Consider the following 23,310-nt stretch of genomic DNA (forward strand, 5'->3'; position numbering starts at 1 on the left):
CCCGGGCCATAACCTGGGCGTATGTCAGCGATCCGTTTGCTCGTGCTCGCCGCGGTCCGCCAGCACGGGCGGGCCCACGGCTATCAGGTCCGCAACGACCTGGAGTACTGGGGCGCCCACGAGTGGTCCAACGCCAAGCCCGGCTCGATCTATCACGCGCTGAAGCAGATGGCGAAGCAGGGCGTCCTGCTGGCGCACGAGGTCGCGCCGAGCACGGCGGGCGGGCCGCCGCGCACGGAGTACGAGATGACGGACGCCGGCGAGACGGAGTACCTCACGCTGCTGCGCGCCGCGCTGACCACGTACGACCAGAAGATGGACATCCTGTCGGCCGGGCTCGGCTGCATGCTCGACCTGCCGCGCGCCGAGGTGGTCGAGCTGCTGAAGGAGCGGGTGCGCGCGATCGAGGCGTGGCGATCGGCGGTGACCGAGACCTATGTGCCGGAGGAGGGCCCCGGGCAGCTCGGCCACATCGGCGAGATCATGAACTTCTGGGTCCACTCGGCGGACTCGGGCGCGGAGTGGACCCAGGGCCTGATCAAGCGGGTCGAGGGCGGTGCGTACTCCTTCGCGGGGGAAGGCGAGGCCTTTGTCGGGGTGCTCGGCGAGGGCGAGGAGAACCCGTACGCGACGGGCGTCCCCGATGACGGGGATCTTCAGTAATCAAGTTTGACTAACTGGTGGGCCGAGGTTACTCTTTCCAGCCAGTAGTCAAGTTTGATTACTGAGGTGGGAGGCGAAGACCTTGGCCGAAGTAGGCGGAGCGACCGAAGTAACCGGAGTAACCGAAGTAACCGGAGTAAACAGCGTTGCTGCGGGTGGCCGGGTTCGACGTACGGACCGCGGCCGGGTCGTCGAGGAGGGCACGCCGGACGAGCTGAAGGCCCGGATCGGCGGGGACCGGATCGATGTCGTTCTGCGCGACGCGGACCGGCTCCCGGACGGGGCGCGGCTGCTGGCCCGTACGGCCGGTACGGCGTCCGTCCGCGCGGACACCGACCGGCGGCTGCTGAGCGCGCCCGTGACGGACCGGATGGCGGCGCTCGCCGAAACCGTACGGGCGCTGTCCGCGCCGGGGATCGAGGCGCAGGACATCGCGCTGCGCAGCCCGACGCTGGACGAGGTCTTCCTCCGGCTGACGGGAGCGGGAGAGGCCGAGGACGATCAGGGCTCAGGGCAGGGCCCCGGGCGGCGCACGCCGGAGCGTACGGAGGTGTCGGCATGACGGCGGTGAACCCCACGGCCCGCGCAGCTCCCACGGCCCCTGTGCCGGGACCGGAGGCGGCCCGGGGCGGCGGGCTCGGCTGGGCGCTCGCCGACTCCTGGACCATGAGCCGGCGCGAACTCGCGCGCTGGGCGCGCGAACCGGCCCAGGTTGTCGTCGGGCTGGTCTTCCCGGTGATGCTGCTGCTGATGTTCGGCTTCCTGATCGGCGGCGGACGCGGGATCGAGGGGGAGTACCTGGAGTTCCTCATCCCCGGGATGCTCGCCCTGACCATGGCCTTCGGGCTGGAGTCGACGATGCTGGACGTCACGCGGGACCTCGACAAGGGCGTGGTGGACCGGTTCCGTTCGATGCCGATGGCGCCGTCGGCGGTCCTGGTGGGCCGGAGCGTGGCGGACATGCTCCAGTCGGCGCTCGTGCTGGCCGTGCTCATCGGCGCCGGGTACGCGATCGGCTGGCGCTGGCAGGGCGGCCCCGCGCACTTCCTCGCCGCCGCCGGGCTGCTGCTCCCGGGCCGTCCCGAGCTGGTGCAGGCGGTGCAGATCCTGGTCTGGCCGATCGGCTTCCTCTCCAACGCGATCGCGGCCCCGGAGCCGATGCCGGGCCGGCTCGGCGCGGTCGTGGAGTGGAACCCGATGTCGGCGACGGCCACCGCCGTACGGGACCTGCTCGGCGCCCCGGGCGCCGCTGGAGCGGGTGCCACGGACGGCTCCTGGGCGGCGGACCACGCGGGGCTCCTGGCGGTCGGGTGGCCGGTGGCGCTGCTCGCCGTGTTCTTCCCGCCGGCGGTACGGAGGTTCGGCCGGCTCAGCGACTGACCGGCGCGCGGTCCTGGCCCGGCGGCCCCGGACCGTACGCGGTACGCGCCCACCGGCCGGGCACGTACCGCGTACGATCCGGCCGCCGGGCCGGCGGTTCAGTGGTGGAAGGCGGTGGCGGCCGCCCGGTCGCGGTCCAGCGGGCGCTCCTGCGCGCGCAGTTCGGGCAGTACCCGCTTCAGATCGGCCACCAGCATCGCGGAAAGGTCGGCCGAGAAGCCGTTGCGGCAGACCACCCGCAGGACGGACAGGTCCTCGCGGTGCGCGGGGAAGGTGTACGCGGGCACCAGCCAGCCGTGTTCGCGCAGCCGCCGCGAGACGTCGAAGACATCGAAGTTCGTCACGCCGGGAGCGGTGGTGAAGGCGAACACGGGCAGTTGGTCCCCCCGGGTGAGCAGCCGGAAGTCGCCCAGCCGCTCGATACGCCCGGCGAGGCTCGTGGCGATGTCCCGCGCGGTCTGCTGGACCGCGCGGTAGCCGTTCCTGCCGAGCCGCAGGAAGGTGTAGTACTGCGCGACGACCTGGGCGCCCGGCCGGGAGAAGTTCAGCGCGAAGGTGGGCATGTCGCCGCCCAGGTAGTTGACGCGGAAGACCAGCTCTTCAGGGAGTTCGGCGGGCGACCGCCACAGCGCCCAGCCGACCCCCGGGTACACCAGCCCGTACTTGTGCCCGGAGGTGTTGATGGAGGAGACGCGCGGCAGCCGGAAGTCCCAGACCAGGTCCTCGTCGAGGAAGGGCGCGATCATGGCGCCCGACGCCCCGTCGACATGGACGGGGATGTCGAGCCCCGTACGTTCCTGGAGCGCGTCCAGCACCGCGCACATCTCGGCGACCGGTTCGTACGAGCCGTCGAAGGTGGAGCCGAGGACGGTCACCACTCCGATGGTGTCCTCGTCGCAGAGGTCGGCGGCGGCCCGTGGGTCGAGGTGGAAGCGGTCGCCCTCCATGGGCACCAGCCGCGCCTCCACCTCCCAGAAGGTGCAGAACTTCTCCCAGCAGACCTGGACGTTGACGCCCATGACCAGATTGGGCCGGGCGGTCGCCGGATAGCGCGCCGCGTTCCGCTTGGCCCAGCGGCGCTTGAGCGCCAGCCCGGCGAGCATGCACGCCTCGCTGGACCCGGTGGTCGAGCAGCCGACGGCGGTCGCCGGGTCCGGGGCGTTCCACAGATCGGCGAGCATCGCGACACAGCGCCGCTCCAGCTCGGCGGTGCGCGGGTACTCGTCCTTGTCGATCATGTTCTTGTCCTGGCACTCCGCCATCAGCACGCCGGCCTGCGGCTCCATCCAGGTGGTGACGAAGGTGGCCAGGTTGAGCCGTGAGTTGCCGTCGAGCATCAGCTCGTCGTGGACGAGCTGATAGGCGGAGTGCGGCGGGGTCGGGCCGTCGGGGAGCCGCTGGGTGGGCGGAGCCGAGGTCATCTCGCCGACGGGATCCGCCTCCCCGAAGAAGGGGTTGAGCGACAGCCGCCGCAGCTCGGCGCGGTCCTCCTCGGGTAGGTCGGCTGCCCTGTCCGCGCCTTGGTGGAGTGGCATCGGCGGATCTCCTCGGGGTGGGTGCGTGGGTACGGCCCCCTCCGCGAGAATACGGACGAAAGCCGCGTACCGCCCGGCGGGTGGTACGGAGCCGGTCCGGCCGGCTCCCTCCGTCACCGCAACGGTGTGCCGTTCTCGTGGAGCTGCATCCGCGGGCGGCCGGTGACCAGCAGCCAGGCCGGGAGCGTGGCCACGCAGAGCAGCGGCAGCACGGTGGCGTCGGAGACCATGACCGCCGCGGTGAACAGGCTGAGCCAGCCCTGCCGGGTGACGGCGAGCAGGATCCCCAGCACACCGCAGACCACCCCCACGGCCGGGGGTACGGCCGGGACGAGGGCGTGCGCGCACAGGCCGAGGGCGACCCCGACGAAGACGGCGGGGAAGATCCGGCCGCCCCGGAAGCCGCAGGCGGCGGCGGTGAGCAGGGCGGCCAGCTTCACCACCGTCATCAGCGCGAACGAACCGGCCGACCAGCCGTCCGGGTCGCTCGCCAGGGTCTTCACCTCGTCCAGCCCCTTGAAGAGCGTGAGCGGCCCGCCGAGCGCCCCCAGCAGCCCCAGCGCCAGCCCGCCGGCGGCCAGGGCGAGCACGGGGTGCCCGATCCGCCGGAAGAGCGCGTGGACGTACGGGAAGGCCCGTACCGCCACCATGCCGAGCGCGGCGGCCAGCGGGGCGATCACCAGCGCGGCCAGGAGGTCGCTCCAGTGGGTGTCCGTGTACGGCGGCAGATCCAGGTCGAAGGTCGGGCGCGCGATCAGTACGGTGGTCAGCCCGCCCGCGCCGGCCGCGACCAGCGGGCCGAACAGCTTGTCCCAGAGCGAGCCGGGGCCCGGCCGCGCGGCCAGCGTCTCCGTGAGGATCAGCGCGGCGGCCACCGGGGTGCCGAAGAGCGCCCCGATGGTGCCCGCCGCGCCGAGGGAGACCCAGAGCGCGGCCGGGGCGCGCGGCGCCGCCTTGCGGCCGAGCCAGTACGCCAGGGCGATGTTGGCGGCGGTGATCGGGTTCTCCGGGCCGAGGCTGACCCCGCCGGCCAGCGCGAGCCCGGTGGCGAGCAGCAGCCCCGGCAGGACCCCGGGCGCCATCGGCGCGTCGACCAGCCCCGTGGTCGCCGGATCGGGGCCGGCGTGCCCGGACACCCGCCGGACGACGATCCCCACCGCCAGCCCGGTCGCCGTGAGCGTCACGATCGTCCAGAGCGCCGAGTACCGCCCGACGCCGAGGGCGTCGGGCAGCGTCCCCCAGAGCACGTTCTTGAGCTGGTCCGCGGCCTCGCTCACCCCGAGCAGCACCAGCGCCGAGACCACCCCGACCACCAGGGAGGGCACGACCAGGGGCAGCAGGGCGCGGGCGGAGAGGGACGCGGGCGGCGTCGACGGGGCGCTGTCGGCCATGCGCCGCCCGCCTACGTCTCGTACATCTCGATCGCGCTGATCACGACGGCTGTGCCGTACGCGCACACCTCCGTCCCGATGTCCGCCGCCTCCGTCACGTCGAACCGCATCATCAGGACCGCGTTGGCGCCCCGCGCGCGGGCCTGCTCGACCAGGCGGTCCATGGCCTGGTTACGGGTCTCCACGAGCGTCTTCGTGAGCCCCTTCAGCTCGCCGCCGATCATCGACTTGAGCCCGGCGCCGATCTGGCTGCCCAGGTGGCGCGAGCGGACCGTGAGCCCGAAGACCTCGCCGATCACCTGCCGTACCTGATGGCCGGGGACGTCGTTCGTGGTGACGACCAGGATGTCCGCCCCGGAGCCCTGTCCGCCGCCGTACTCCTCGATGCCCATCGCGCGTACCGCCTTCCGTCCCGGACCCCGGGCGATCCCGTGTCAGGCACAGCTTTGTCCCCCTCTGCCCGGTGTGCATCCCGAGCGCATTCACTGGAGGGTGGGTGGAACCTGGGGGAGCGCTGAGCCGTTGATAGCTTGTGCGCGGCCGACCACGCCGAATCGACGATCGACCGACCAAAGACTCAGGAGTCCGGAAACCGTGACCACCCTTGCGCTCGGACCAAGCTGGCTGGACCCGGACTATCTGATCGGGACCTTCGGGCTGATCGGTGTCCTGGCGATCGTCTTCGCCGAGTCCGGTCTTCTCATCGGCTTCTTCCTGCCGGGCGACTCACTGCTCTTCACCACGGGCCTGCTGGTCACGGCGGGCACGCTGAAGACGCCGCTCTGGATGGTCTGCGGGCTGATCGTGCTCGCCGCGATCGCCGGTGACCAGGTCGGGTATCTCTTCGGCCGCAAGGTCGGTCCCGCGCTCTTCAAGCGGCCGGACTCCAAGTTCTTCAAGCAGGAGAACGTGGAGAAGGCGCACGACTTCTTCGAGAAGTACGGCCCCAAGTCGCTGGTCCTGGCGCGCTTCGTGCCCGTCGTCCGTACGTTCACGCCGATCATCGCCGGTGTGAGCCGGATGAACTACCGCTCGTTCATCACCTTCAACATCATCGGCGGCGTGCTCTGGGGCGCGGGGGTCACACTGCTGGGCGCGGCGCTCGGCAAGATCGCCTTCGTGCATGAGCACATCGAGATGATCCTCATCCTGATCGTGGTGATCTCGGTGCTGCCGATCGTGATCGAGGTCCTGCGGGCGCGCTCCAAGTCGAAGAAGGAGGGCCCGGCCGCCCCCGCGGTCGACGACGGCCTGGTCGGCCCCGGTACGGCCGCCATGGAGGGGTACGGAGCGCAGGGCGCCCCCGCCCCCGGTACGCCCGGCGCGGAGACGATGCGGTTCCCGAAGATCTCCGGCACCCAGGGCGCCCCGGGCTCCTCCGGCCAGGACGGCGCCCACCGGGCCCCGGGCGGGTACGAGGCTCCGGGCGGCTACCAGGCCCCCGGACCGTACGAGGGCCAGGGAGGACACCCCGAGGGCCCCGGCGGCCACCCCGAGGGCCCCGGTGGCGGTCGCGGCCGGCACGCCAGGCGCTGACCCCGCGGCCGTACCGCTCGGACCCGTGTAGCGCCGTGGCGGCTGGTACCCGCTCGTACCGCCGTATCCCTCAGAAGCCGCGCGTCCGCTTGGCCGCGCGGCGGCTCGACGCCCGCCCCGAGCCGGGCACCCTGAGGAACAGCCGGGAGATCTCGCCTCCCAGGTTCACCCCCACCGCGATCGCCAGCGCCAGCGCCACTGCCTGGGAGAGATAGGCGAGCCCACGGTCCAGCTCGTTCTGTGCGAAGCCCAGCAGCCCGAAGTACGTCGCCGAACCGGGCAGCAGCGGACCGATCGCCGCCGTGACGTACGGCAGCGCCGAGGCGAACTGGTAGCGCGAGAAGAGCTGTCCGAACAGGCCCACCACCCCCGCCGCGACCGCCGTGGCGGCCACCGGCGAGATCCGGCCGATGTCGTGCATCGCCGCGTAGACGACCCAGGCGATACCGCCGTTGAGCGACACCATCAGCACGGTGGAACGTTCCTGCTGGAGCAGGATCGCGAAGGCCAGACTCAGTGTCACCGCCGCCAGGGTCTGCGCCACCGGCCGTACGTCCGCGTGCAGCGCCGCCTCCGGATTCAGCTCGGCGTGGAGCTGGACCCCCAGGTAGAGCACGAGCAGCACGCCGACGACGATCGCGATGAAGAAGTACATGACCTCCAGCAGCCGCGCCCCGGCGGTGATGTAGTAGCCCGTCAGACCATCCTGCACCCCGGCCACCAGCGCCCGCCCCGGCAGCAGCGCGAAGAGCCCACCGGTGATCACCGCCGAGGGACGGCCCTCCCAGGACAGATGCGGCCCCAGCAGCGTCAGTGCCACCCCCATCGCGGCGGGCGGCATCGCCGCCACCACGAACTGGTAGAACTCCGGCAGCCCGCGCCCCGCGCAGAGCCACGCCAGCCGGTCGCCCAGCATCGCGCCGAGCGCCGCGACCACGAAGACCAGCACGCTGCCGCCGACCAGCACCGAGGCCGAACCGGCCAGCAGCCCGCTCGCCGCGGTCAGCGCCCAGCCGGGGTACGGGTGCCGGTTGCGGCGGATCTCCGCGAGCCGCCGGTACGCCTCCTCCAGCGTGGTGTCCGTGTCCTCGGTGGTGATGTCGTCGATGAGCGTGTAGACGGCGGACAGCCGCGTGTAGTCGGTGCCCCGCCGCCGTACCGTCCTGCTGGCCGTCACCGGGTCGTCCACCAGCGACGGCTGATGGGAGATCGACAGCAGGGTGAAGGTGACGGTCGGCTCGCAGCGGTCGAGCCCGTACGCCCGGCTCACCGCGAACATGGCGGCCTCGACGTCCTCGGCGCCCTCACCGCCCGCGAGCAGCAGCTCGCCGATGCGCAGCGTCAGGTCGAGCACCCGTGGGACGGCGGGCCCCTGGTCGTCGTGGCGCTGCACTATCTCCGGTACGGGACGGTCCCCGACCGGCATCCGCAGCAGCGTCCGCATCCGGTCCTGCCAGGGCGCCTCCTTGCTCAGCGCGAACCGCGGCACACCGTGCGCCGGCGTGAACACCGAGCCCGCCCCCGCCCCCTGGGGCACCCGGGCCCGGTCCGGCAGGTCGAAGGCCGACCCCTCGGGCTCCGGCGGCGGCTCCGTGCTGGTCCCGTCGGGGAGCGCGAACTCCGATGTCGGATGCTCGTCCTCGGGGAGCGGGGGCTGTTCCACCCCGAGCGGTGGGGTGAAGGCGCTGCGTGCCTCGTCCGACGGAGGCTTTCGGTCCTCGGACCCGTCCGGCTCGGCCACCACGGTCTGCGTCCTCACTCCCTGTCGTACCACTCGGTGTCGTATCGCTGTCGCTGCTGTCCCGTACCCGCTCGTCGTCGTACCCGCTCGTCGCCGAGGCACGTGTCCCTGTGGCGGACGGTCCCCGGCGGTACGGCATGTCACGTCCGCTTTCCGCCCAGTATGTGCATGGGGAAGGGGTGGGCACACGCGGACGGGCGGCGCACCCACGAGGGGTACGCCGCCCGTCGTCCGCCCGGCGGCCGTGCGCCGGTCACACGGTGGAGCCGTGCGTCAGTGCGCGCCGCCCTGCGCCTCCAGGCGCTTGTACGAGGCCTCGATCTCGGCCTCGGCCTCGGCGCGGCCGACCCAGTCCGCGCCCTCGACGGACTTGCCGGGCTCCAGGTCCTTGTAGACCTCGAAGAAGTGCTGGATCTCCAGGCGGTCGAACTCCGAGACGTGGTGGATGTCGCGCAGATGCTCCACCCGGGGGTCGGAGGCCGGGACACACAGCAGCTTGTCGTCGCCGCCGGCCTCGTCCGTCATCCGGAACATGCCGATGGCGCGGCACTTGATGAGACACCCGGGGAAGGTCGGCTCGTCCAGGATGACCAGCGCGTCCAGCGGGTCGCCGTCCTCGCCCAGGGTGTTCTCGACGAATCCGTAGTCCGCCGGGTAGCTGGTCGAGGTGAAGAGACGACGGTCAAGGCGGATCCGACCGGTCTCGTGGTCCACCTCGTACTTGTTCCGCGAACCCTTAGGGATCTCGATGGTGACGTCGAACTCCACGGGTGGCTCCTCCATGATCAACACAATGTCCGGGTGATGCTGCGGTTACGGCCCCATGCCCCCGGCCTGACAGGCCGTTACCGGCCGGGGTTGCCATGCTCGGGGCGAGGCGCAGTGGTTAAGTGTCCCCCACGCAGCAGTGTGATCGCGAAAGGGGCTGGTCAGCCGTGGTTGAGCCGAAAGCGTGGCAGGTCACGGCGGGTTCTGCCGCACTCGGCCTCGCCCTCGCCGCCGTGGCGGTGGTCGCGGCGGGACCCTGGGACTCCGGTCAGCGTAAGGCCGAGCGGGAGTGGGCGGTCGCGCAGAACCGCGCGGGTGGCGCACATCACGATCCTTCCGCGCCGCGCACGCCCGCGCCCGCCCCCAGCGCCGCCGGAGTGCTCAGCGCGCTCACCGCCCCGGACACCCCCCGCACCGGAGTCGCGTCCGGAGGAACGTCACCCGCCGATCTGGGCCGCAGACTCGGCCCGCTGCTCGACGCGGAGGCGCTCGGCCCCTCCCGTACGGCGTCCGTCGTCGACACGGCCACCGGCGAGGTCCTGTACGGCAAGGGCGCCGCCACCCCGATGACCCCGGCCTCCACCGTCAAGATCGCGACCATGGTCGCCGCGCTCTCCGCGCTCGGCTCCGGCCACCGCATCCCCACCACCGTCATGGCCACCCCCGACCAGCGCGCACTCACCCTGGTCGGCGGCGGGGACGCCACCCTCGACCGGAAGCGGCTGGGTGACCTGGCCGGCGACACCGCCCGCGCGCTACGCGACAGCGGCATCACCAAGGTCGAACTGCGCTACGACACCTCCCTCTACTCGGGCCCCCGGGAACACCCCATCGGCCCCAACGACAACATCGCCCCCGTCGTCTCCCTGATGGCCGGACAAGGACGCCTCGACAAGTCCACGACCGGCCCCGCCCCGCGCAGCGGCAACCCGGCCGGCGACGCCGCCCGTACCTTCGCCCATCTGCTGCGCGAACGTGGCGTACGCACCGCTCGGCCCCCCGCCACCGGCAAGCCCGCCAAAGGCGCGGAACCGCTCGCGCGCACCTACTCCGCGCCCCTGGGTGACCTGGTCGAACGCGCGCTGACCGAGAGCGACAACGACATCGCGGAATCCCTCGCCCGGCAGACCGCCGTCGCCGCCGGCGAACCGGCGAGCTTCGCGGGCGCGGGCCGGGCCGTCACGGCGCAGCTCGCCGAACTCCGGCTGCCCCTCAAGGGGACACGGTTCGCCGACGGCAGCGGACTGAACCGCAAGGACAAGGCGAGCGCCGCCCTGCTCACCGCCCTGCTCACCCGCGCCGCCGACCCGGACCGCCCGGAGCTGAGGCCCGTCCTGACCGGCCTGCCCGTCGCCGGGTTCACCGGCACCCTCAGGAGCCGGTACGGGGACGCCGCGCCCGCCGCCGGGCTCATCCGGGCCAAGACCGGCACGCTCACCGGCGTGGACACCCTGGCCGGCACCGTCGTCGACGGCGAGGGCCGCCTCCTCGCCTTCGCCTTCCTGGCCGGCGCGACGAAGGCCCCGGACACCGCCCGGACGGCCCTGGACCGGCTCTCCGCCGCACTGGTCCCGCGCACGGCCCCCGTACCCCCTCCGACCCCCCGCGCGGCCACGGGCTCCGCCGCCCCCTAGGGGGCGAACCAAGGGAAGATCCGGGCGCCCCACACCTGACCGCACTCCGGGCCGAGCACGTACGGTTGACGCATGACGAGCATCGGTGGTGCAGAGATGGTCGACTGGAACCTCGCGGTGGCGACCGCGACCCGCCTCGCGCGGCCGGGACCGGAGGTCACCCGCGACGAGGCGCGCGAGATCGTCGCCGAGCTGCGGCGGCACGCCAAGGCGGCGGAGGACCATGTCCGCGGCTACACGAAGATGATCCCCGAGGGGCACGAGCCACCCGACACCCCGGTCCTGGTCGTCGACCGCGCGGGCTGGGTCAAGGCCAACGTGGCAGGCTTCCGCGAGCTGCTGAAGCCGCTGTTCGAGAAGATGCGGGAGCGCCGCCCCGGCGGCGCCGGCGGAGCCGTCATCGGCGCGGTCGGCGGCAAGGTCACCGGCGTCGAGGTGGGGATGCTGCTCTCCTTCATGTCCTCCCGGGTCCTCGGCCAGTACGAGACGTTCGCCCCCGCCACCCGCGATCTCCCGGCGGCCGCCGACGGCGGCCGGCTGCTGCTCGTCGCCCCCAACATCGTCCACGTCGAACGGGAACTGGACGTCGACCCGCACGACTTCAGGCTCTGGGTCGCCCTTCACGAGGAGACCCACCGCACGCAGTTCACCGGTGTGCCCTGGCTGCGCGACCACCTCCAGGGCGAGATCCAGTCGTTCCTCGACCAGACCGACGTCGACCCGATGACCGTCGTCGAGCGGCTGCGCGAAGCCGCCCAGTCCCTCGCGGGCGGACGCCCCGAGGGCGAGCGGGACGAGGACGGCAGGAGCATCGTCGAGCTGGTGCAGACCCCGGAGCAGCGCGAGATCCTGGGCCGGCTCACCGCCGTGATGTCCCTCCTGGAGGGCCACGCCGACTTCGTCATGGACGGCGTCGGGCCGCAGGTCGTGCCCTCCGTCGGTGAGATCCGCGAGAAGTTCCAGCAGCGCAGGGCCCGCGGCGCCAGCCGCCTCGACCTCGCGCTGCGCAAGCTGCTCGGCCTCGACGCCAAGCTCCGCCAGTACCGCGACGGCGAGCGGTTCGTACGCGCCGTCGTCGACGAGGTCGGGATGGGCGGCTTCAACCGCGTCTGGACCTCGCCGAACACCCTCCCCACCAAGGCGGAGATCGCCAAACCGGCTGACTGGGTCGCACGGGTGCACCGCAAGGCGGATTCATGAGCCGATGCTGACGTCTGGCAGGAGGACGCCTCAGGTATCACCCATCCGAGGGACCGTGGGTGAGGGATAGGCGTGCAATGCTCGGGTAATGGCTCGGTTCTGTCACCATCGACGCACTCTGAGTGACGTTCTCCGTCCGTTCTCCGACCGAGGCACCCCCCAAATAACATCACGAAGGGCACCGGATATGGGTCCCCATCCTGCGGTCGCGGCGATACGCCTGGCGGTCCGCCGCGTACTCCACGAGGTCCTCACCGACCACGCCGAACTCCTCAACACCACCCCGCACGCCTCCGCCACCTCCCCTCACGCCGCCGACGGGCTCCCGCTCGTCCTCGTCGCCTGCTCCGGCGGCGCCGACTCCATGGCGCTCGCGTCCGCCCTCGCCTTCGAGGCGCCCAAGCTCTCCGTACGGGCGGGAGCCGTCACCGTCGACCACGGCCTCCAGACAGGCTCCGACCTCCGAGCCGCCGAAGTCGTCGCCCGGCTCGGCGCCATGCGCCTCGACCCCGTCGAATCCGTCGCCGTCGCCGTAGGGCGCGACGGAGGGCCCGAGGCCGCCGCCAGGGACGCGCGCTACGCCGCCCTCGACGCCGCCGCCGAACGCCACCGCGCCACCGCCGTCCTCCTCGGCCACACCCGCGACGACCAGGCCGAGACGGTCCTCCTCGGCCTCGCCAGAGGATCCGGCACCCGCTCCCTGTCGGGTATGGCGGCCGTCTCGGGGACGGCCGGACGCTACCGGCGTCCCTTCCTCCAGCTCGACCGGCAGACCGCCCGCAAGGCGTGCCTGGTCCAGTCCATCCCCGTCTGGGACGACCCCCACAACACCGACCCCGCCTACACCCGCTCACGGCTGCGCCACGAAGGGCTGCCGGCCCTGGAGAAAGCTCTCGGCAAGGGCGTCGTCGAGGCCCTGGCCCGTACCGCACAGCTCTCCCGCGACGACGCCGACGCCCTCGACGCCTGGGCCGCCGACGCGGAGGCGGCCGTAAGGGACGACACGGGACAACTCGCCTGCGCCCGGCTGTACGCGCTGCCGCCCGCCGTCCGCCGCCGGGTTCTGCGCCGGGCCGTCATCGCCGCGGGCGCCCCCGCCGGTTCGCTGTTCGCCCGTCACCTCGAAGAGGTCGACCGCCTGATCACGGGCTGGCGCGGCCAGGGAGCCATCAATCTGCCCGGCCGCGTGGAGGCCAGGAGGCAGGGTGGCAGACTGGTCATCCGGCAGGGCTGAAGCGCTGATGCACTACGGCTGTGTCTCCCGGGCCGCCAGGACGTGTTCGAGCAGTCCCGTCCGGCCCCGGACCGCTGGCCGACAACGAAAGTGATGCGGGTGGACGACAAGGACCTGGGCAACGACCTCCAGTCGGTGCTCATCACCAAGGAAGAGATCGACGCGAAGCTGGCCGAACTGGCCGCGAAGATCGACGCGGAATACGCAGGCAAGGATCTGCTTCTCGTCGGTGTCCTCAAGGGCGCCGTGATGGTCATGGCGGACCTGGCGCGCGCCCTGTCCACCCCGGTGACGATGGACTGGATGGCCGTCTCCTCGTACGGGGCGGGCACCCAGTCCTCGGGCGTGGTCCGGATCCTCAAGGACCTGGACACGGACATCAAGGGCAAGCACGTCCTGATCGTCGAGGACATCATCGACTCGGGGCTGACCCTGTCCTGGCTGCTGTCCAACCTCGGTTCGCGGGAGCCGGCCTCGCTGGAGGTCTGCACCCTGCTCCGTAAGCCGGATGCCGCAAAGGTCGCGATCGACGTCAAGTGGATCGGCTTCGACATTCCCAACGAGTTCGTCGTCGGATACGGGCTGGATTACGCGGAGAAGTACCGCAACATTCCATTCGTCGGTACCCTCGCGCCGCATGTCTACGGCGGTTAGAGGCTCCGCGACCCGGCCCCGCCTGTCCGCGCGACCTCCCGGCCGGGGACCTGGGCCGGGGCGTGGCGACCGCCGCCGGGAACCTCAGCCCGGCGCGCGCCGTTGGAGCAGGGGAAGACGGGTTCGTCAGCCGTCCCGTGCGGTCGCGGGCCATGATGCTGGGGTACCTTCCCAGGAACAGTCTTTTCTCACAGCAGCATTTACCTACGGGCAGGAGGGACGGGGCGACTTCGCTCCGTATGGATGGACGTGAAGCGATACTTCCGTGGGCCGGTCATGTGGATCGTGCTGGCCGTCCTCGCCGTGGTCGTGTTGATGCAGGTCGTCGGCTCGTCGGGCGGCTACAAGACGGTGGACACCGGTGAGGTCGTCCAGGCGATCGACAAGAACCAGGCCGAGCAGGTCAAACTGACCACCGGCGACGACCAGATCATCAAGGTCGACCTCAAGGACGGCCTGAAGGTCAAGGGCAGCGACAAGATCCAGGCCAGCTACATCGGCACTCAGGGATCCTCGCTGGCCGCAACGCTCCAAACGAAGTTCCAGAACGGTGACATCACCAAGGGCTATACGGTCTCGCCTTCGAAGCAGAGCCCGTTCCTCTCGGTGCTGTTCTCGCTGCTGCCCTTCGTGCTGATCGTCGTGGTCTTCCTGTTCCTGATGAATCAGATGCAGGGCGGCGGATCCCGCGTCATGCAGTTCGGGAAGTCCAAGGCCAAGCTGATCACCAAGGACACCCCGAAGACGACCTTCGCCGATGTGGCCGGGTCGGACGAGGCGGTCGAGGAACTCCACGAGATCAAGGAATTCCTCCAGGAGCCCGCGAAGTTCCAGGCCGTCGGCGCCAAGATCCCGAAGGGCGTGCTGCTCTACGGCCCGCCCGGTACGGGCAAGACGCTGCTGGCGCGTGCCGTCGCGGGCGAGGCCGGGGTGCCGTTCTACTCGATCTCGGGCTCCGACTTCGTCGAGATGTTCGTCGGTGTCGGTGCCTCCCGGGTGCGCGACCTCTTCGAGCAGGCCAAGGCGAACGCCCCGGCGATCGTCTTCGTCGACGAGATCGACGCCGTCGGCCGGCACCGCGGCGCGGGCCTCGGCGGCGGGCACGACGAGCGCGAGCAGACGCTGAACCAGCTCCTGGTGGAGATGGACGGCTTCGACGTGAAGGGCGGCGTCATCCTGATCGCCGCCACCAACCGGCCGGACATCCTCGACCCGGCGCTGCTGCGCCCGGGCCGGTTCGACCGGCAGATCGCTGTCGACCGCCCGGACATGCAGGGCCGTCTGGAGATCCTCAAGGTCCACCAGAAGGGCAAGCCGGTCGCCCCGGACGTCGATCTGGGCGCCGTCGCCCGTCGTACGCCCGGCTTCACCGGCGCCGACCTGGCGAACGTGCTGAACGAGGCCGCGCTCCTGACGGCGCGCGGTGACGGGAAGCTCGTCGACAACCACGCCCTGGACGAGGCGATCGACCGCGTCGTGGCGGGCCCGCAGAAGCGGACCCGGATCATGTCCGAGAAGGAAAAGAAGATCACCGCGTACCACGAGGGCGGTCACGCCCTGGTCGCCGCGGCGTCTCCGAACTCCGACCCGGTGCACAAGATCACGATCCTGTCCCGCGGCCGGGCCCTGGGCTACACCATGGTCCTGCCCGACGAGGACAAGTACTCGACCACGCGCAACGAGATGCTCGACCAGCTCGCCTACATGATGGGCGGACGCGCGGCGGAGGAGCTGGTCTTCCACGACCCGACCACCGGCGCGGCCAACGACATCGAGAAGGCCACGGCCACAGCGCGGGCGATGGTCACGCAGTACGGCATGACCGAGCGGCTCGGCGCGATCAAGTTCGGCGGCGACAACACCGAACCGTTCCTCGGCCGGGAGATGGCGCATCAGCGCGACTACTCGGAAGAGGTCGCGGCGCTGGTCGACGAAGAGGTCAAGAAGCTCATCGAGACCGCGCACAACGAGGCCTGGGAGATCCTGGTCGAGAATCGTGACGTACTCGACAATCTGGTCCTGGCGCTCCTGGAGAAGGAGACGCTCAACAAGGAGCAGATCGCGGAGATCTTCTCGACCATCGTGAAGCGCCCGTCCCGTCCGGCGTGGACCGGCTCGTCGCGTCGTACTCCGTCGACGCGTCCGCCGGTGCTCTCGCCCAAGGAGCTGGCGCTGACCAACGGCGCCGCGGGCGTCAACGGCGGGCTCCCCTCCGTGACCTCCGGCGAGACGCCCACCGAGGCGCTTCCCGAGGACCGTCCGGAGAGCTGACAGCGGGCCGGGTCCCCTCGAAGGGCCCGGAATGGATGCCGCGTCGCCCAGGTTTTAGCCTGGGGGGCGCGGCATCCGTATGTCCGCACACGAGAACGGCACAGGAACGAGGCACACATGACCGACCCGGTGACGCTGGACGGGCAGAGTCCCGTCCGCGAATTCGACGAGAAGCGGGCCGAGAATGCCGTGCGCGAACTGCTGATCGCGGTCGGGGAGGACCCGGACCGCGAGGGGCTGCGGGCGACCCCGGGCCGGGTGGCGCGCGCGTACAAGGAGATATTCGCCGGGCTGTGGCAGAACCCGGAAGACGTGCTGACCACGACGTTCGACCTGGGCCATGACGAAATGGTCATGGTGAAGGACATCGAAGTGACCTCGACCTGTGAACACCATCTCGTCCCGTTCGTCGGGGTCGCGCACGTCGGCTACATCCCCTCCACGGACGGCAAGATCACCGGGCTGTCGAAGCTGGCTCGCCTCGTGGACGTCTACGCCCGCAGGCCGCAGGTCCAGGAGCGGCTGACGACGCAGATCGCCGAGTCCGTGATGGAGATCCTGGAGCCGCGCGGGGTGATCGTGGTCATCGAGTGCGAGCACATGTGCATGTCGATGCGGGGGGTGCGCAAGCCCGGGGCGAAGACCATCACCTCGGCCGTACGCGGCCAGCTCCGCGATCCGGCCACCCGCGCGGAGGCGATGAGCCTGATCCTGGCCCGCTGAGCGCCGGGACGGGGCCGGTGGCCGGGGTTCAGGCGGCGGGGCCGGCCGGGGCCGCGCCGTTCTTGTTGTCGTTGCCGTCCTCGGGGAGCTTGCAGACGCGCTCCAGGAAGAACGCCGCGACGATCACCGCGATGCCCGCCAGCACCGAGAAGCCCGCGTAGATGGCCTGGTCACGGCGGGCGGGGATGTCGAGGGAGCCGAGCAGGAAGACGCCCGTACCGCCGTACATGCCGGAGACCAGGGCCGCGACCAGGGCGCTCGCCTGGCCGAAGACCACGGCGCGCGCCGCCATCAGCGGGTCCACGCCCTGCGCGCCGGGGCGCCGCTCCCGCTGGGCCTTGAGGCGGGAGCGCAGCGACAGGGCCGTCGCGGCGAGTACCGCGGCGATCGCGGCGAGCACGATGGGCGCCGCGAGCGGGACGCTCGGCAGGGTCCCGAACGCGTCCCAGAGGCGGGCGGCGGCCCAGGAGAGCACGCCGGCCACCACGAACAGGCCGGCGAGGACGCCGATCCGCAACTGCTTCACCGAGTAAGCCGCCCTTCACACCTCGCCGTACCGATCCGCAGAGCCTAACGACTATTCGGGCAGGCGCAGTTCCAGGTCGGACCGGGGCTGTACACCATCCTGGCCGATGTCCGTCAGCAGCTCCGCCACCGGGCCGTGGCCAGGGACCCGCGCCTCCGGGTCCACGTCGTGCCACGGCGCGAGGACGAAGGCGCGCTGGTGGGCGCGGGGGTGCGGGAGGGTGAGCCGCGGGTCGTCCGAGACGATGTCCGCGTACGCCAGGATGTCCACGTCGATCGTGCGCGGCCCCCAGCGCTCGTCACGGACCCGGTCGAAGGCTTCCTCGATGGCCTGGCCGCGCTCCAGCAGCGAGGACGGCGGCAGCGTCGTCTTGATGACCACCACCGCGTTGAAGTACGACGGCTGCGTGCCGGGGTCGACGCCCCAGGGCTCCGTCTCGTACACCGGGGAGACCGCTTTGACCCGGACGCCCGGGGTGTCCTCCAGGGCGTCGATCGCGCCCTGGATCGTCTCCAGCCGGTTCCCGAGGTTGGAGCCGAGGGCAACCACGGCCCGCTGCGGGTTGGACAGCGTACTGTCCGCGGCGTCCACCTGGGCGACCACGGAGGCGGGCACCGGCTGGACCGTGGGGTCGCTCTGCGGCCCGTTCGATGAAGACAGACTCATACTCGGCTCCGGGTGATGGTGATGGTCACATCGTCAAAGGGCACGGTGATCGGGGCGTCCGGTTTGTGCACGACGACCTCGACCTCCTGGACGCCGTCGTGTTTCAGGCAGATCCGGGCGATGCGCTCCGCCAGTGTCTCGATCAGATTGACGGGCTCTCCCTGGACGACCTCCACGACCTCCTCCGCCACGATGCCGTAATGGACGGTCTTCGCCAGGTCGTCGCCGGCCGCCGCGGGGCGGGTGTCGAGGCCGAGCACCAGGTCCACGATGAAGGTCTGGCCCTCCTCGCGCTCCCGGGGGAAGACGCCATGGTGCCCACGGGCCTTGAGGCCGCGCAGCGCGACACGATCCACGCGAATCACTCCTGCTTCGTTTGTCGTCGGGGCACACGGTCGCGAGCGGGGGCGGCTCGGTGCCCACATTTGAATCTACCCGTGAGCACCGACAGTGCTGTCCCGCGGGGTTACGGGCGGGAGCGCCGCGCGACTGGTAGCCGCCCCTACCCGCCGGTTCCCGCTGCCAATCCATACCGACCGATTACCCACTCACGTGGGCGGCACGTCGTCCGCTTCCGCGTCCTCCTCGCCGTTTTCGGTCAGTACGGGGGAGCCGTGGTGCGACCAGAGCTTCCACCCCTCCGGTGTGCGCCGGAACACGTTCGTCGCGACGACGAGCTGCCCGACCAGCGGTCCCAGCTCGCCGCCCGACTCGGCGGGGCCGCCGCTGAGGATGTTCTCGGTGCAGGTCACCAGGGCGGTGTCGGCGCTGACGGAGACCGCGACGTCGGTCAGGAAGAACTGGATGTACTCGGTGTGCGCCATGATCAGGGCGTACGAGCGCAGCACCTCGCCGCGTCCGCTCAGCACCGGCCAGCCCGGGTGGACGCAGGAGACGCCCGAGTCCTCGCCGTCCAGCCAGAGCCCCGACATGGCCTCCAGATCGCCGCGCTCCATCGCCTCGTAGAACGTGGTGTTGGCCCGCTCGACGCGCTCGCGCTCCGTCAGCCCGCTGTCGTCCGGCGCGCCGCTCTCCATCCGGGCGGTCACCGGGCTCCCCCGGCCGGGCCGCGGGCGCCTTCGACGGCGCGTGCCACCCGTACCGCGTCGGCCGTCGCCCGTACCTCGTGGACCCGGACCGCCCAGGCGCCCTGGTGGGCGGCGATCGCGGAGACCGCCGCGGTGGCCGCGTCGCGCTCGCGGGCGGGCGGCGGGGAGCTCTCGCCGCCCGCGAGGACATGACCGAGGAACCGCTTGCGGGACGCGGCGACGAGCAGCGGCCGGCCCAGCGAGCGCAGCTCGGGGAGGTGGGCGAGGAGGGCGAGATCGTGCTCGGCCTGCTTCGCGAAGCCGAGGCCGGGGTCGACGACGAGGAGTTCGGGGGCGATACCGCCGGCGATCACGGCGTCCATCCGGGCGCGCAGCTCCGCGACGACTTCGGCGACGACATCCGTGTAGACCGCGCGGCTGTTCATGCCCTGGCTGAAACCGCGCCAGTGCATCACGACGAACGGCACCCCCGCGGCGGCCACGGCGGGCACCATCGCCGGGTCGGCGAGTCCGCCGCTGACATCGTTGACCAGAGCCGCGCCGGCGGCGACGGCCTGCTCGGCGACGCGGGCGCGCATGGTGTCGACGGAGACGGTGACGCCTTCGGCGGCCAGGCCGCGTACGACCGGGACGACGCGCCGCAGCTCCTCGTCCTCGTCGACCCGGGTCGCGCCGGGCCGGGTCGACTCGCCGCCGACGTCGACCAGGTCGGCGCCCGCGCCGACGAGGTCCAGGCCGCGCTTGACGGCGGCGGTGGTGTCGAACCAGCGACCGCCGTCGGAGAAGGAGTCGGGCGTCACGTTGACGACCCCCATCACCGCACACCGGTCCCACCCCGGCAGCCCCCGCACCGTGCCCCGCCCGCGCAACGTACTCATATGCCCCACCCTAGGTGTTCCGCTGTTCCGCAGGCCTGGTGGGGAAGCCCCGCGCCGTCGTGGGGAGGCCCCTACGCCGTACGGACCCCGGGGTCGGGCTGGGCGGCGGCGGGGGCGGTGCGGTCGTGGGGCCCGCCGGGGCGGGTGCGGCGGGGGCGACGCAGGGGGCGCGGGAGCGACAGGGTGACGAAGCCCTCCGCCTGCATCGCGGCGAAGCCGATCCGCGGCAGGTCACCGGTGGAGCGGAAGACCACGTAACGCGGCTCCCAGCGGGGCCGGAACTTGGCGTTGAAGCGGTACAGCGACTCGATCTGGAACCAGCGCGAGAGGAAGACCAGCAGACCGCGCCAGCCGCGCAGCACGGGCCCCGCGCCCAGCCGCTCGCCGCGGGCGAGCGCCGAGCGGAACATCGCGAAGTTGAGCGAGACCCGCGCCACCCCGAGCGCGGGCGCGGCGTGCAGCGCGGCGACGATCAGCAGTTCGTTCATGCCCGGGTCGGCGGTGCGGTCGCGGCGCATCAGGTCCAGGGACATCCCGTCCGTCCCCCACGGGACGAAGTGCAGGACGGCCTTGAGATCGCCGTACGGGCCCGGCGTGCCCGGGGCTCCAGGCCCGTTTTCGCCCGGCTTGTGCGCGGTGGCGATGACGGAGTCGCCGTCGGCGGGGTCGCCGATCCGGCCGAGCGCCATGGAGAAGCCACGTTCCGTGTCCGTACCGCGCCAGTCGTCGGCGGCGTCGCGGATCCGGGCCAGCTCGCCCTCGGAGAGGTCACGGACGCGCCGTACGCGGGTTTCGTAGCCGGCTCGCTCGATGCGCGTCACCATCTGGCGTACGTTGCGCATCGCGCGGCCGCGCAAGGAGAAATCCGGCACGTCCACCACCGCTTCGTCGCCCAGCTCCAGCGCGTCGAGCCCGGTCTCGCGGGTCCAGACCTCGCCGCCGGTCTCGCTGCACCCCATCACGGCGGGGGTCCAGGAGTGGGCCTTCGCCTCGTCCATGAAGCGTTCGATGGCGCCGGGCCATGCCTCCACGTCGCCGATGGGGTCGCCGCTGGCGAGCATCACTCCGGAGACGACGCGGTAGCAGATGGCCGCCTTGCCGCTGGGGGAGAAGACCACGCCCTTGTCGCGGCGGAGCGCGAAGTGGCCCAGCGAGTCGCGGCCGCCGTGCCGGTCGAGTAGGGCGCGCAGCCGCCGCTCGTCGTCCTCGGTGAGCCGCGCGACCGGGTGTTCTGGGCGGAAGGCGAGGTAGATGGTGGTGAGCACGGTGAGCAGACCGAGCGAGCCGAGGGAGTAGCCGACGGTGCCGCTGACGATCCCCTTGTAGTCGATGGGACCGTCGAAGCCGAACAGGCCGTACAGCACATGTTCGAGCCGTTCGGACAGGCTGGGGTTACCGATGGTCCGGTGCGGGTGGACGCTGACGATGACCAGGCCGAGTCCGATGGAGCCCGCCCCCATGAGGACGAAGTTCGCCAGCGCCCGCCAGCGGCTGCGCGGGTCGGGCAGAGCCGCGAACTCCCCGCGGTGGTGTACGAGCAGGGCGAGCAGGCCCAGCGAGAGCAGGGCGCCGATGACCGAGTGCCGGTAGGCGAACTGCGCCACGGTGCCGGCCGGCAGCAGGAACACCGCGGCCCGCCACGCCCGGCGCTTGCGCCGTTTGAGCCCGTGCGCGAGCAGCAGCAGGAGTACGCCGGTGCTCAGCGAGAGCGCGGCGGCGAAGGGGCCGAGAGCCCCGGGCAGCACCTCGGCGAAGGAGTGCATACGGCTGTGGCGGAAGCGCGGGAAGACGCCCGCGGCGATGTCGACGAGACCGATGAGGGCGCAGGCCGTACCTACGAGCGAGGGGACCGACTCGGGGCGCGGACCACGGAGCAGACGGCGCGCCGCGGACGGCGGCCGGTGCGCCGGCCTGCCGGGCGGGGCGGGCGTGCCGGACGAGGCGGCCGGGGTGGACATGCCGGACCGGCCGGGAGGGGCGGGTGCGTCAGTCTGCGGTGACGTGCGGGTTCGGGCCGACCGGTCGTCCCGGGGCGAGCCGCCGGAACGGGGCGGCTCGGCGGGATGCGGTGACCTGGTGGTGCGCGGTGACCCGTTGGAGTGCGTTCCGGGGGACTGTCCTGCCCTCTCCGGAACCGATCCCGATTTATCCCCATCTAGCGTCACAGACATCGCTTCCCGTGGCTCCGCGAGAGAGTGAGTGCCCGAGTCCGCTTCTTCTTCGCGGGCCGGACATTTTGCGCTCTCTAGGACGGGGCTTTCGGGGGACGGGTTCCTCTGCATTCGGGAAAATCTCACGGAAGAAAGCTCGGTCGACATGGGTCTCACCAGTCGTAAAGTCCTGGCCTTGGCCGTCCTGCTGGCTCTTCTCCTGTTCGTCGCGACCATCTGGCTCTGGCCGCGGCTCTCGCGCCGTACCGCGCGGGCCGTGCTCGGCAGGATCGGCCTCACCTTCGCCACCCAGGTGGCGATCTTCGCCGCGGTGGGCCTGGTGGCCAACCAGTACTTTCTCTTCTACGGCACCTGGGGCGATCTCTTCGGCCAGGAGCAGGAGCTGGGTTCCGTGGTCGGCCAGGCGGCGGCGGACGGCAAGCATGTGACGGTCATGGACACGCAGCGCACGGCCGTCCCCGGGGGAAGCCGGCCCGCGACGGCCGGGCAGATCCAGAAGGTCGCCATCGCGGGAGCGAGCTCAGGGATCGACTCCACGGGGTACGTCTATCTGCCGCCCGAGTACTTCCAGCCGCAGTTCGCGCGGCAGACCTTCCCGGCCGCCGCGGTGCTCACCGGCTACCCCGGAGTGGCCGAGAATCTGATCAAGGGCCTGAACTACCCGTCGACCGCCTGGCAGCTCGCCCGCCGCGGGAAGATGCAGCCGATGATCCTGGTGATGCTGCGGCCCACCGTGGCACCGCCGCGCGACACCGAGTGCGTGGACGTCCCGGGCGGCCCGCAGACCGAGACGTTCCTCGGCAAGGACCTGCCGCTGGCCGTGTCGAAGACGTACCGCGTCAAGACCGCGCCCCGGAACTGGGGCATCATCGGCAACTCCACCGGCGGCTACTGCGCGCTGAAGATCGCCATGCACCACCCGGAGCGGTACTCGGCGGGCGCCGGGCTCTCCGCGTACTACAAGGCGGCGGAGGACCCGACGACCGGCGACCTCTTCCACGGCGACCAGACGCTGCGCAACCGCGCCGACCTGCTGTGGAGCCTGGACCACGGGCGGCAGGGCGAATCGTCGCTGCTCGTCACCAGCTCCAGGAAGGGCGAGCGGAACCTCAAGTCCACCGAGGAGTTCATCCAGAAGGTCAAGGCGCCCTCGGAGGTGTCGTCGATCATCCTCCAGAGCGGCGCGCACAACTTCAACACCTGGCGCCGGGAGATCCCGCCGGCGCTGGAGTGGATGTCGGGCAGGCTCAGCGCGAACTGAGCCGGCCCGGTCCGGTCCGTACCCGCCGG

The 23,310-nt window shown here is 71.5% G+C and carries 21 protein-coding genes and 1 pseudogene; 11 read left to right on the forward strand and 11 right to left on the reverse strand.

What is annotated here, in order from left to right:
* Nucleotides 1–21: 21 nt before the first annotated feature.
* The 3 genes from ACIQ7D_RS24335 (at nucleotide 22) to ACIQ7D_RS24345 (ending at nucleotide 2,043) form a co-directional block, all read left to right on the forward strand.
* On the forward strand, nucleotides 22–663 hold the full coding sequence (locus ACIQ7D_RS24335) for a PadR family transcriptional regulator (RefSeq protein ID WP_403940788.1): 642 nt from the start codon (nucleotides 22–24) through the stop codon (nucleotides 661–663).
* A gap of 82 nt (nucleotides 664–745) precedes the next feature.
* A complete protein-coding gene (locus ACIQ7D_RS24340; RefSeq protein ID WP_403940790.1) occupies nucleotides 746–1,225 on the forward strand; it encodes a DUF4162 domain-containing protein in 480 nt (159 codons plus the stop codon).
* Nucleotides 1,222–2,043, forward strand: a complete 822-nt coding sequence (locus tag ACIQ7D_RS24345; protein ID WP_403940792.1) for an ABC transporter permease — start codon at nucleotides 1,222–1,224, stop codon at nucleotides 2,041–2,043. Before ACIQ7D_RS24340 ends, ACIQ7D_RS24345 begins: the two co-directional genes overlap by 4 nt.
* A gap of 98 nt (nucleotides 2,044–2,141) precedes the next feature.
* On the opposite strand, the gene ACIQ7D_RS24350 is transcribed toward ACIQ7D_RS24345, so the two are convergent.
* The 3 genes from ACIQ7D_RS24350 to ACIQ7D_RS24360 all read right to left on the reverse strand — a co-directional run bounded on the left by ACIQ7D_RS24350 (nucleotide 2,142) and on the right by ACIQ7D_RS24360 (nucleotide 5,361).
* On the reverse strand, nucleotides 2,142–3,578 hold the full coding sequence (locus tag ACIQ7D_RS24350; RefSeq protein ID WP_403940794.1) for a glutamate decarboxylase: 1,437 nt from the start codon (nucleotides 3,576–3,578) through the stop codon (nucleotides 2,142–2,144).
* Between the two features lie 113 nt (nucleotides 3,579–3,691).
* Nucleotides 3,692–4,969, reverse strand: a complete 1,278-nt coding sequence (locus ACIQ7D_RS24355) for an ion channel protein (protein WP_403940798.1) — start codon at nucleotides 4,967–4,969, stop codon at nucleotides 3,692–3,694.
* 11 nt (nucleotides 4,970–4,980) lie between these two features.
* The gene (locus ACIQ7D_RS24360; RefSeq protein ID WP_403940800.1) at nucleotides 4,981–5,361 is read right to left on the reverse strand and encodes a YbjQ family protein; all 381 of its coding nucleotides are present in this window, start codon (nucleotides 5,359–5,361) and stop codon (nucleotides 4,981–4,983) included.
* Nucleotides 5,362–5,563: 202 nt separating this feature from the next.
* Here ACIQ7D_RS24360 and ACIQ7D_RS24365 point away from each other — a divergent pair.
* A pseudogene (locus ACIQ7D_RS24365) lies at nucleotides 5,564–6,301 on the forward strand (DedA family protein); the annotation flags it as partial.
* A gap of 274 nt (nucleotides 6,302–6,575) precedes the next feature.
* Here the strand turns inward: ACIQ7D_RS24365 and ACIQ7D_RS24370 are convergent.
* On the reverse strand, nucleotides 6,576–8,249 hold the full coding sequence (locus tag ACIQ7D_RS24370) for a threonine/serine exporter ThrE family protein (protein WP_403940901.1): 1,674 nt from the start codon (nucleotides 8,247–8,249) through the stop codon (nucleotides 6,576–6,578).
* Nucleotides 8,250–8,519: 270 nt separating this feature from the next.
* Nucleotides 8,520–9,014 carry an inorganic diphosphatase gene (locus ACIQ7D_RS24375; protein WP_003968257.1) on the reverse strand — a complete coding sequence of 165 codons (495 nt, stop codon included), beginning with the start codon at nucleotides 9,012–9,014 and terminating at the stop codon, nucleotides 8,520–8,522.
* 167 nt (nucleotides 9,015–9,181) lie between these two features.
* Between ACIQ7D_RS24375 and dacB the strand changes: the two genes are divergently transcribed.
* The 6 genes from dacB to folE all read left to right on the forward strand — a co-directional run bounded on the left by dacB (nucleotide 9,182) and on the right by folE (nucleotide 16,730).
* The gene (gene dacB / locus ACIQ7D_RS24380) at nucleotides 9,182–10,648 is read left to right on the forward strand and encodes a D-alanyl-D-alanine carboxypeptidase/D-alanyl-D-alanine-endopeptidase (RefSeq protein ID WP_403940802.1); all 1,467 of its coding nucleotides are present in this window, start codon (nucleotides 9,182–9,184) and stop codon (nucleotides 10,646–10,648) included.
* Nucleotides 10,649–10,720: 72 nt separating this feature from the next.
* Nucleotides 10,721–11,848, forward strand: a complete 1,128-nt coding sequence (locus ACIQ7D_RS24385; RefSeq protein ID WP_403940803.1) for a zinc-dependent metalloprotease — start codon at nucleotides 10,721–10,723, stop codon at nucleotides 11,846–11,848.
* Between the two features lie 187 nt (nucleotides 11,849–12,035).
* Nucleotides 12,036–13,082, forward strand: a complete 1,047-nt coding sequence (gene tilS, locus ACIQ7D_RS24390) for a tRNA lysidine(34) synthetase TilS (RefSeq protein ID WP_403940805.1) — start codon at nucleotides 12,036–12,038, stop codon at nucleotides 13,080–13,082.
* Between the two features lie 93 nt (nucleotides 13,083–13,175).
* Nucleotides 13,176–13,736 carry a hypoxanthine phosphoribosyltransferase gene (gene hpt / locus ACIQ7D_RS24395; RefSeq protein ID WP_329822208.1) on the forward strand — a complete coding sequence of 187 codons (561 nt, stop codon included), beginning with the start codon at nucleotides 13,176–13,178 and terminating at the stop codon, nucleotides 13,734–13,736.
* Between the two features lie 243 nt (nucleotides 13,737–13,979).
* Nucleotides 13,980–16,007: an ATP-dependent zinc metalloprotease FtsH gene (gene ftsH / locus ACIQ7D_RS24400; protein ID WP_403940807.1), complete on the forward strand. Its 2,028-nt coding sequence runs from the start codon at nucleotides 13,980–13,982 to the stop codon at nucleotides 16,005–16,007.
* A 117-nt stretch (nucleotides 16,008–16,124) separates the two neighbouring features.
* Nucleotides 16,125–16,730 (forward strand): GTP cyclohydrolase I FolE, encoded by a 606-nt coding sequence (folE, locus tag ACIQ7D_RS24405; protein WP_403940809.1) that lies wholly within the window; start codon nucleotides 16,125–16,127, stop codon nucleotides 16,728–16,730.
* A gap of 28 nt (nucleotides 16,731–16,758) precedes the next feature.
* Here the strand turns inward: folE and ACIQ7D_RS24410 are convergent, their stop codons facing one another.
* From ACIQ7D_RS24410 to ACIQ7D_RS24435, 6 genes are all read right to left on the reverse strand, one after another.
* On the reverse strand, nucleotides 16,759–17,256 hold the full coding sequence (locus tag ACIQ7D_RS24410) for a DUF3180 domain-containing protein (RefSeq protein ID WP_403940810.1): 498 nt from the start codon (nucleotides 17,254–17,256) through the stop codon (nucleotides 16,759–16,761).
* A 51-nt stretch (nucleotides 17,257–17,307) separates the two neighbouring features.
* Complete coding sequence (gene folK, locus ACIQ7D_RS24415) at nucleotides 17,308–17,922, reverse strand: 2-amino-4-hydroxy-6-hydroxymethyldihydropteridine diphosphokinase (RefSeq protein ID WP_403940811.1); 615 nt, start codon at nucleotides 17,920–17,922, stop codon at nucleotides 17,308–17,310.
* Nucleotides 17,919–18,278, reverse strand: coding sequence for a dihydroneopterin aldolase (folB, locus tag ACIQ7D_RS24420; protein ID WP_403940813.1), 360 nt, complete (start codon nucleotides 18,276–18,278; stop codon nucleotides 17,919–17,921). Before folB ends, folK begins: the two co-directional genes overlap by 4 nt.
* Nucleotides 18,279–18,470: 192 nt before the next feature.
* The gene (locus tag ACIQ7D_RS24425; protein ID WP_403940903.1) at nucleotides 18,471–18,959 is read right to left on the reverse strand and encodes a nuclear transport factor 2 family protein; all 489 of its coding nucleotides are present in this window, start codon (nucleotides 18,957–18,959) and stop codon (nucleotides 18,471–18,473) included.
* An 8-nt stretch (nucleotides 18,960–18,967) separates the two neighbouring features.
* The gene (gene folP / locus ACIQ7D_RS24430; RefSeq protein WP_403940815.1) at nucleotides 18,968–19,849 is read right to left on the reverse strand and encodes a dihydropteroate synthase; all 882 of its coding nucleotides are present in this window, start codon (nucleotides 19,847–19,849) and stop codon (nucleotides 18,968–18,970) included.
* Between the two features lie 71 nt (nucleotides 19,850–19,920).
* A complete protein-coding gene (locus ACIQ7D_RS24435; RefSeq protein ID WP_403940817.1) occupies nucleotides 19,921–21,807 on the reverse strand; it encodes a phosphatidylglycerol lysyltransferase domain-containing protein in 1,887 nt (628 codons plus the stop codon).
* A gap of 358 nt (nucleotides 21,808–22,165) precedes the next feature.
* Between ACIQ7D_RS24435 and ACIQ7D_RS24440 the strand changes: the two genes are divergently transcribed.
* Nucleotides 22,166–23,281, forward strand: a complete 1,116-nt coding sequence (locus tag ACIQ7D_RS24440; RefSeq protein WP_403940819.1) for an alpha/beta hydrolase — start codon at nucleotides 22,166–22,168, stop codon at nucleotides 23,279–23,281.
* Nucleotides 23,282–23,310 lie beyond the last annotated feature (29 nt).

The organism is Streptomyces sp. NPDC096310 (genome assembly GCF_044763125.1).
GTDB lineage: Bacteria > Actinomycetota > Actinomycetes > Streptomycetales > Streptomycetaceae > Streptomyces.

What these genes read in the sequence shown, in the direction of transcription:
- ACIQ7D_RS24335 (WP_403940788.1), top strand. Translation starts at nt 22, where the DNA reads ATGTCAGCGATCCGTTTGCTCGTGCTCGCCGCGGTCCGCCAGCACGGG.
- ACIQ7D_RS24345 (WP_403940792.1), top strand. Translation starts at nt 1,222, where the DNA reads ATGACGGCGGTGAACCCCACGGCCCGCGCAGCTCCCACGGCCCCTGTG.
- ACIQ7D_RS24350 (WP_403940794.1), bottom strand. Translation starts at nt 3,578, where the DNA reads ATGCCACTCCACCAAGGCGCGGACAGGGCAGCCGACCTACCCGAGGAG.
- ACIQ7D_RS24355 (WP_403940798.1), bottom strand. Translation starts at nt 4,969, where the DNA reads ATGGCCGACAGCGCCCCGTCGACGCCGCCCGCGTCCCTCTCCGCCCGC.
- ACIQ7D_RS24360 (WP_403940800.1), bottom strand. Translation starts at nt 5,361, where the DNA reads ATGGGCATCGAGGAGTACGGCGGCGGACAGGGCTCCGGGGCGGACATC.
- ACIQ7D_RS24385 (WP_403940803.1), top strand. Translation starts at nt 10,721, where the DNA reads ATGACGAGCATCGGTGGTGCAGAGATGGTCGACTGGAACCTCGCGGTG.
- tilS (WP_403940805.1), top strand. Translation starts at nt 12,036, where the DNA reads ATGGGTCCCCATCCTGCGGTCGCGGCGATACGCCTGGCGGTCCGCCGC.
- hpt (WP_329822208.1), top strand. Translation starts at nt 13,176, where the DNA reads ATGCGGGTGGACGACAAGGACCTGGGCAACGACCTCCAGTCGGTGCTC.
- ftsH (WP_403940807.1), top strand. Translation starts at nt 13,980, where the DNA reads ATGGACGTGAAGCGATACTTCCGTGGGCCGGTCATGTGGATCGTGCTG.
- folE (WP_403940809.1), top strand. Translation starts at nt 16,125, where the DNA reads ATGACCGACCCGGTGACGCTGGACGGGCAGAGTCCCGTCCGCGAATTC.
- folK (WP_403940811.1), bottom strand. Translation starts at nt 17,922, where the DNA reads ATGAGTCTGTCTTCATCGAACGGGCCGCAGAGCGACCCCACGGTCCAG.
- ACIQ7D_RS24425 (WP_403940903.1), bottom strand. Translation starts at nt 18,959, where the DNA reads ATGGAGAGCGGCGCGCCGGACGACAGCGGGCTGACGGAGCGCGAGCGC.
- folP (WP_403940815.1), bottom strand. Translation starts at nt 19,849, where the DNA reads ATGAGTACGTTGCGCGGGCGGGGCACGGTGCGGGGGCTGCCGGGGTGG.
- ACIQ7D_RS24435 (WP_403940817.1), bottom strand. Translation starts at nt 21,807, where the DNA reads ATGTCCACCCCGGCCGCCTCGTCCGGCACGCCCGCCCCGCCCGGCAGG.
- ACIQ7D_RS24440 (WP_403940819.1), top strand. Translation starts at nt 22,166, where the DNA reads ATGGGTCTCACCAGTCGTAAAGTCCTGGCCTTGGCCGTCCTGCTGGCT.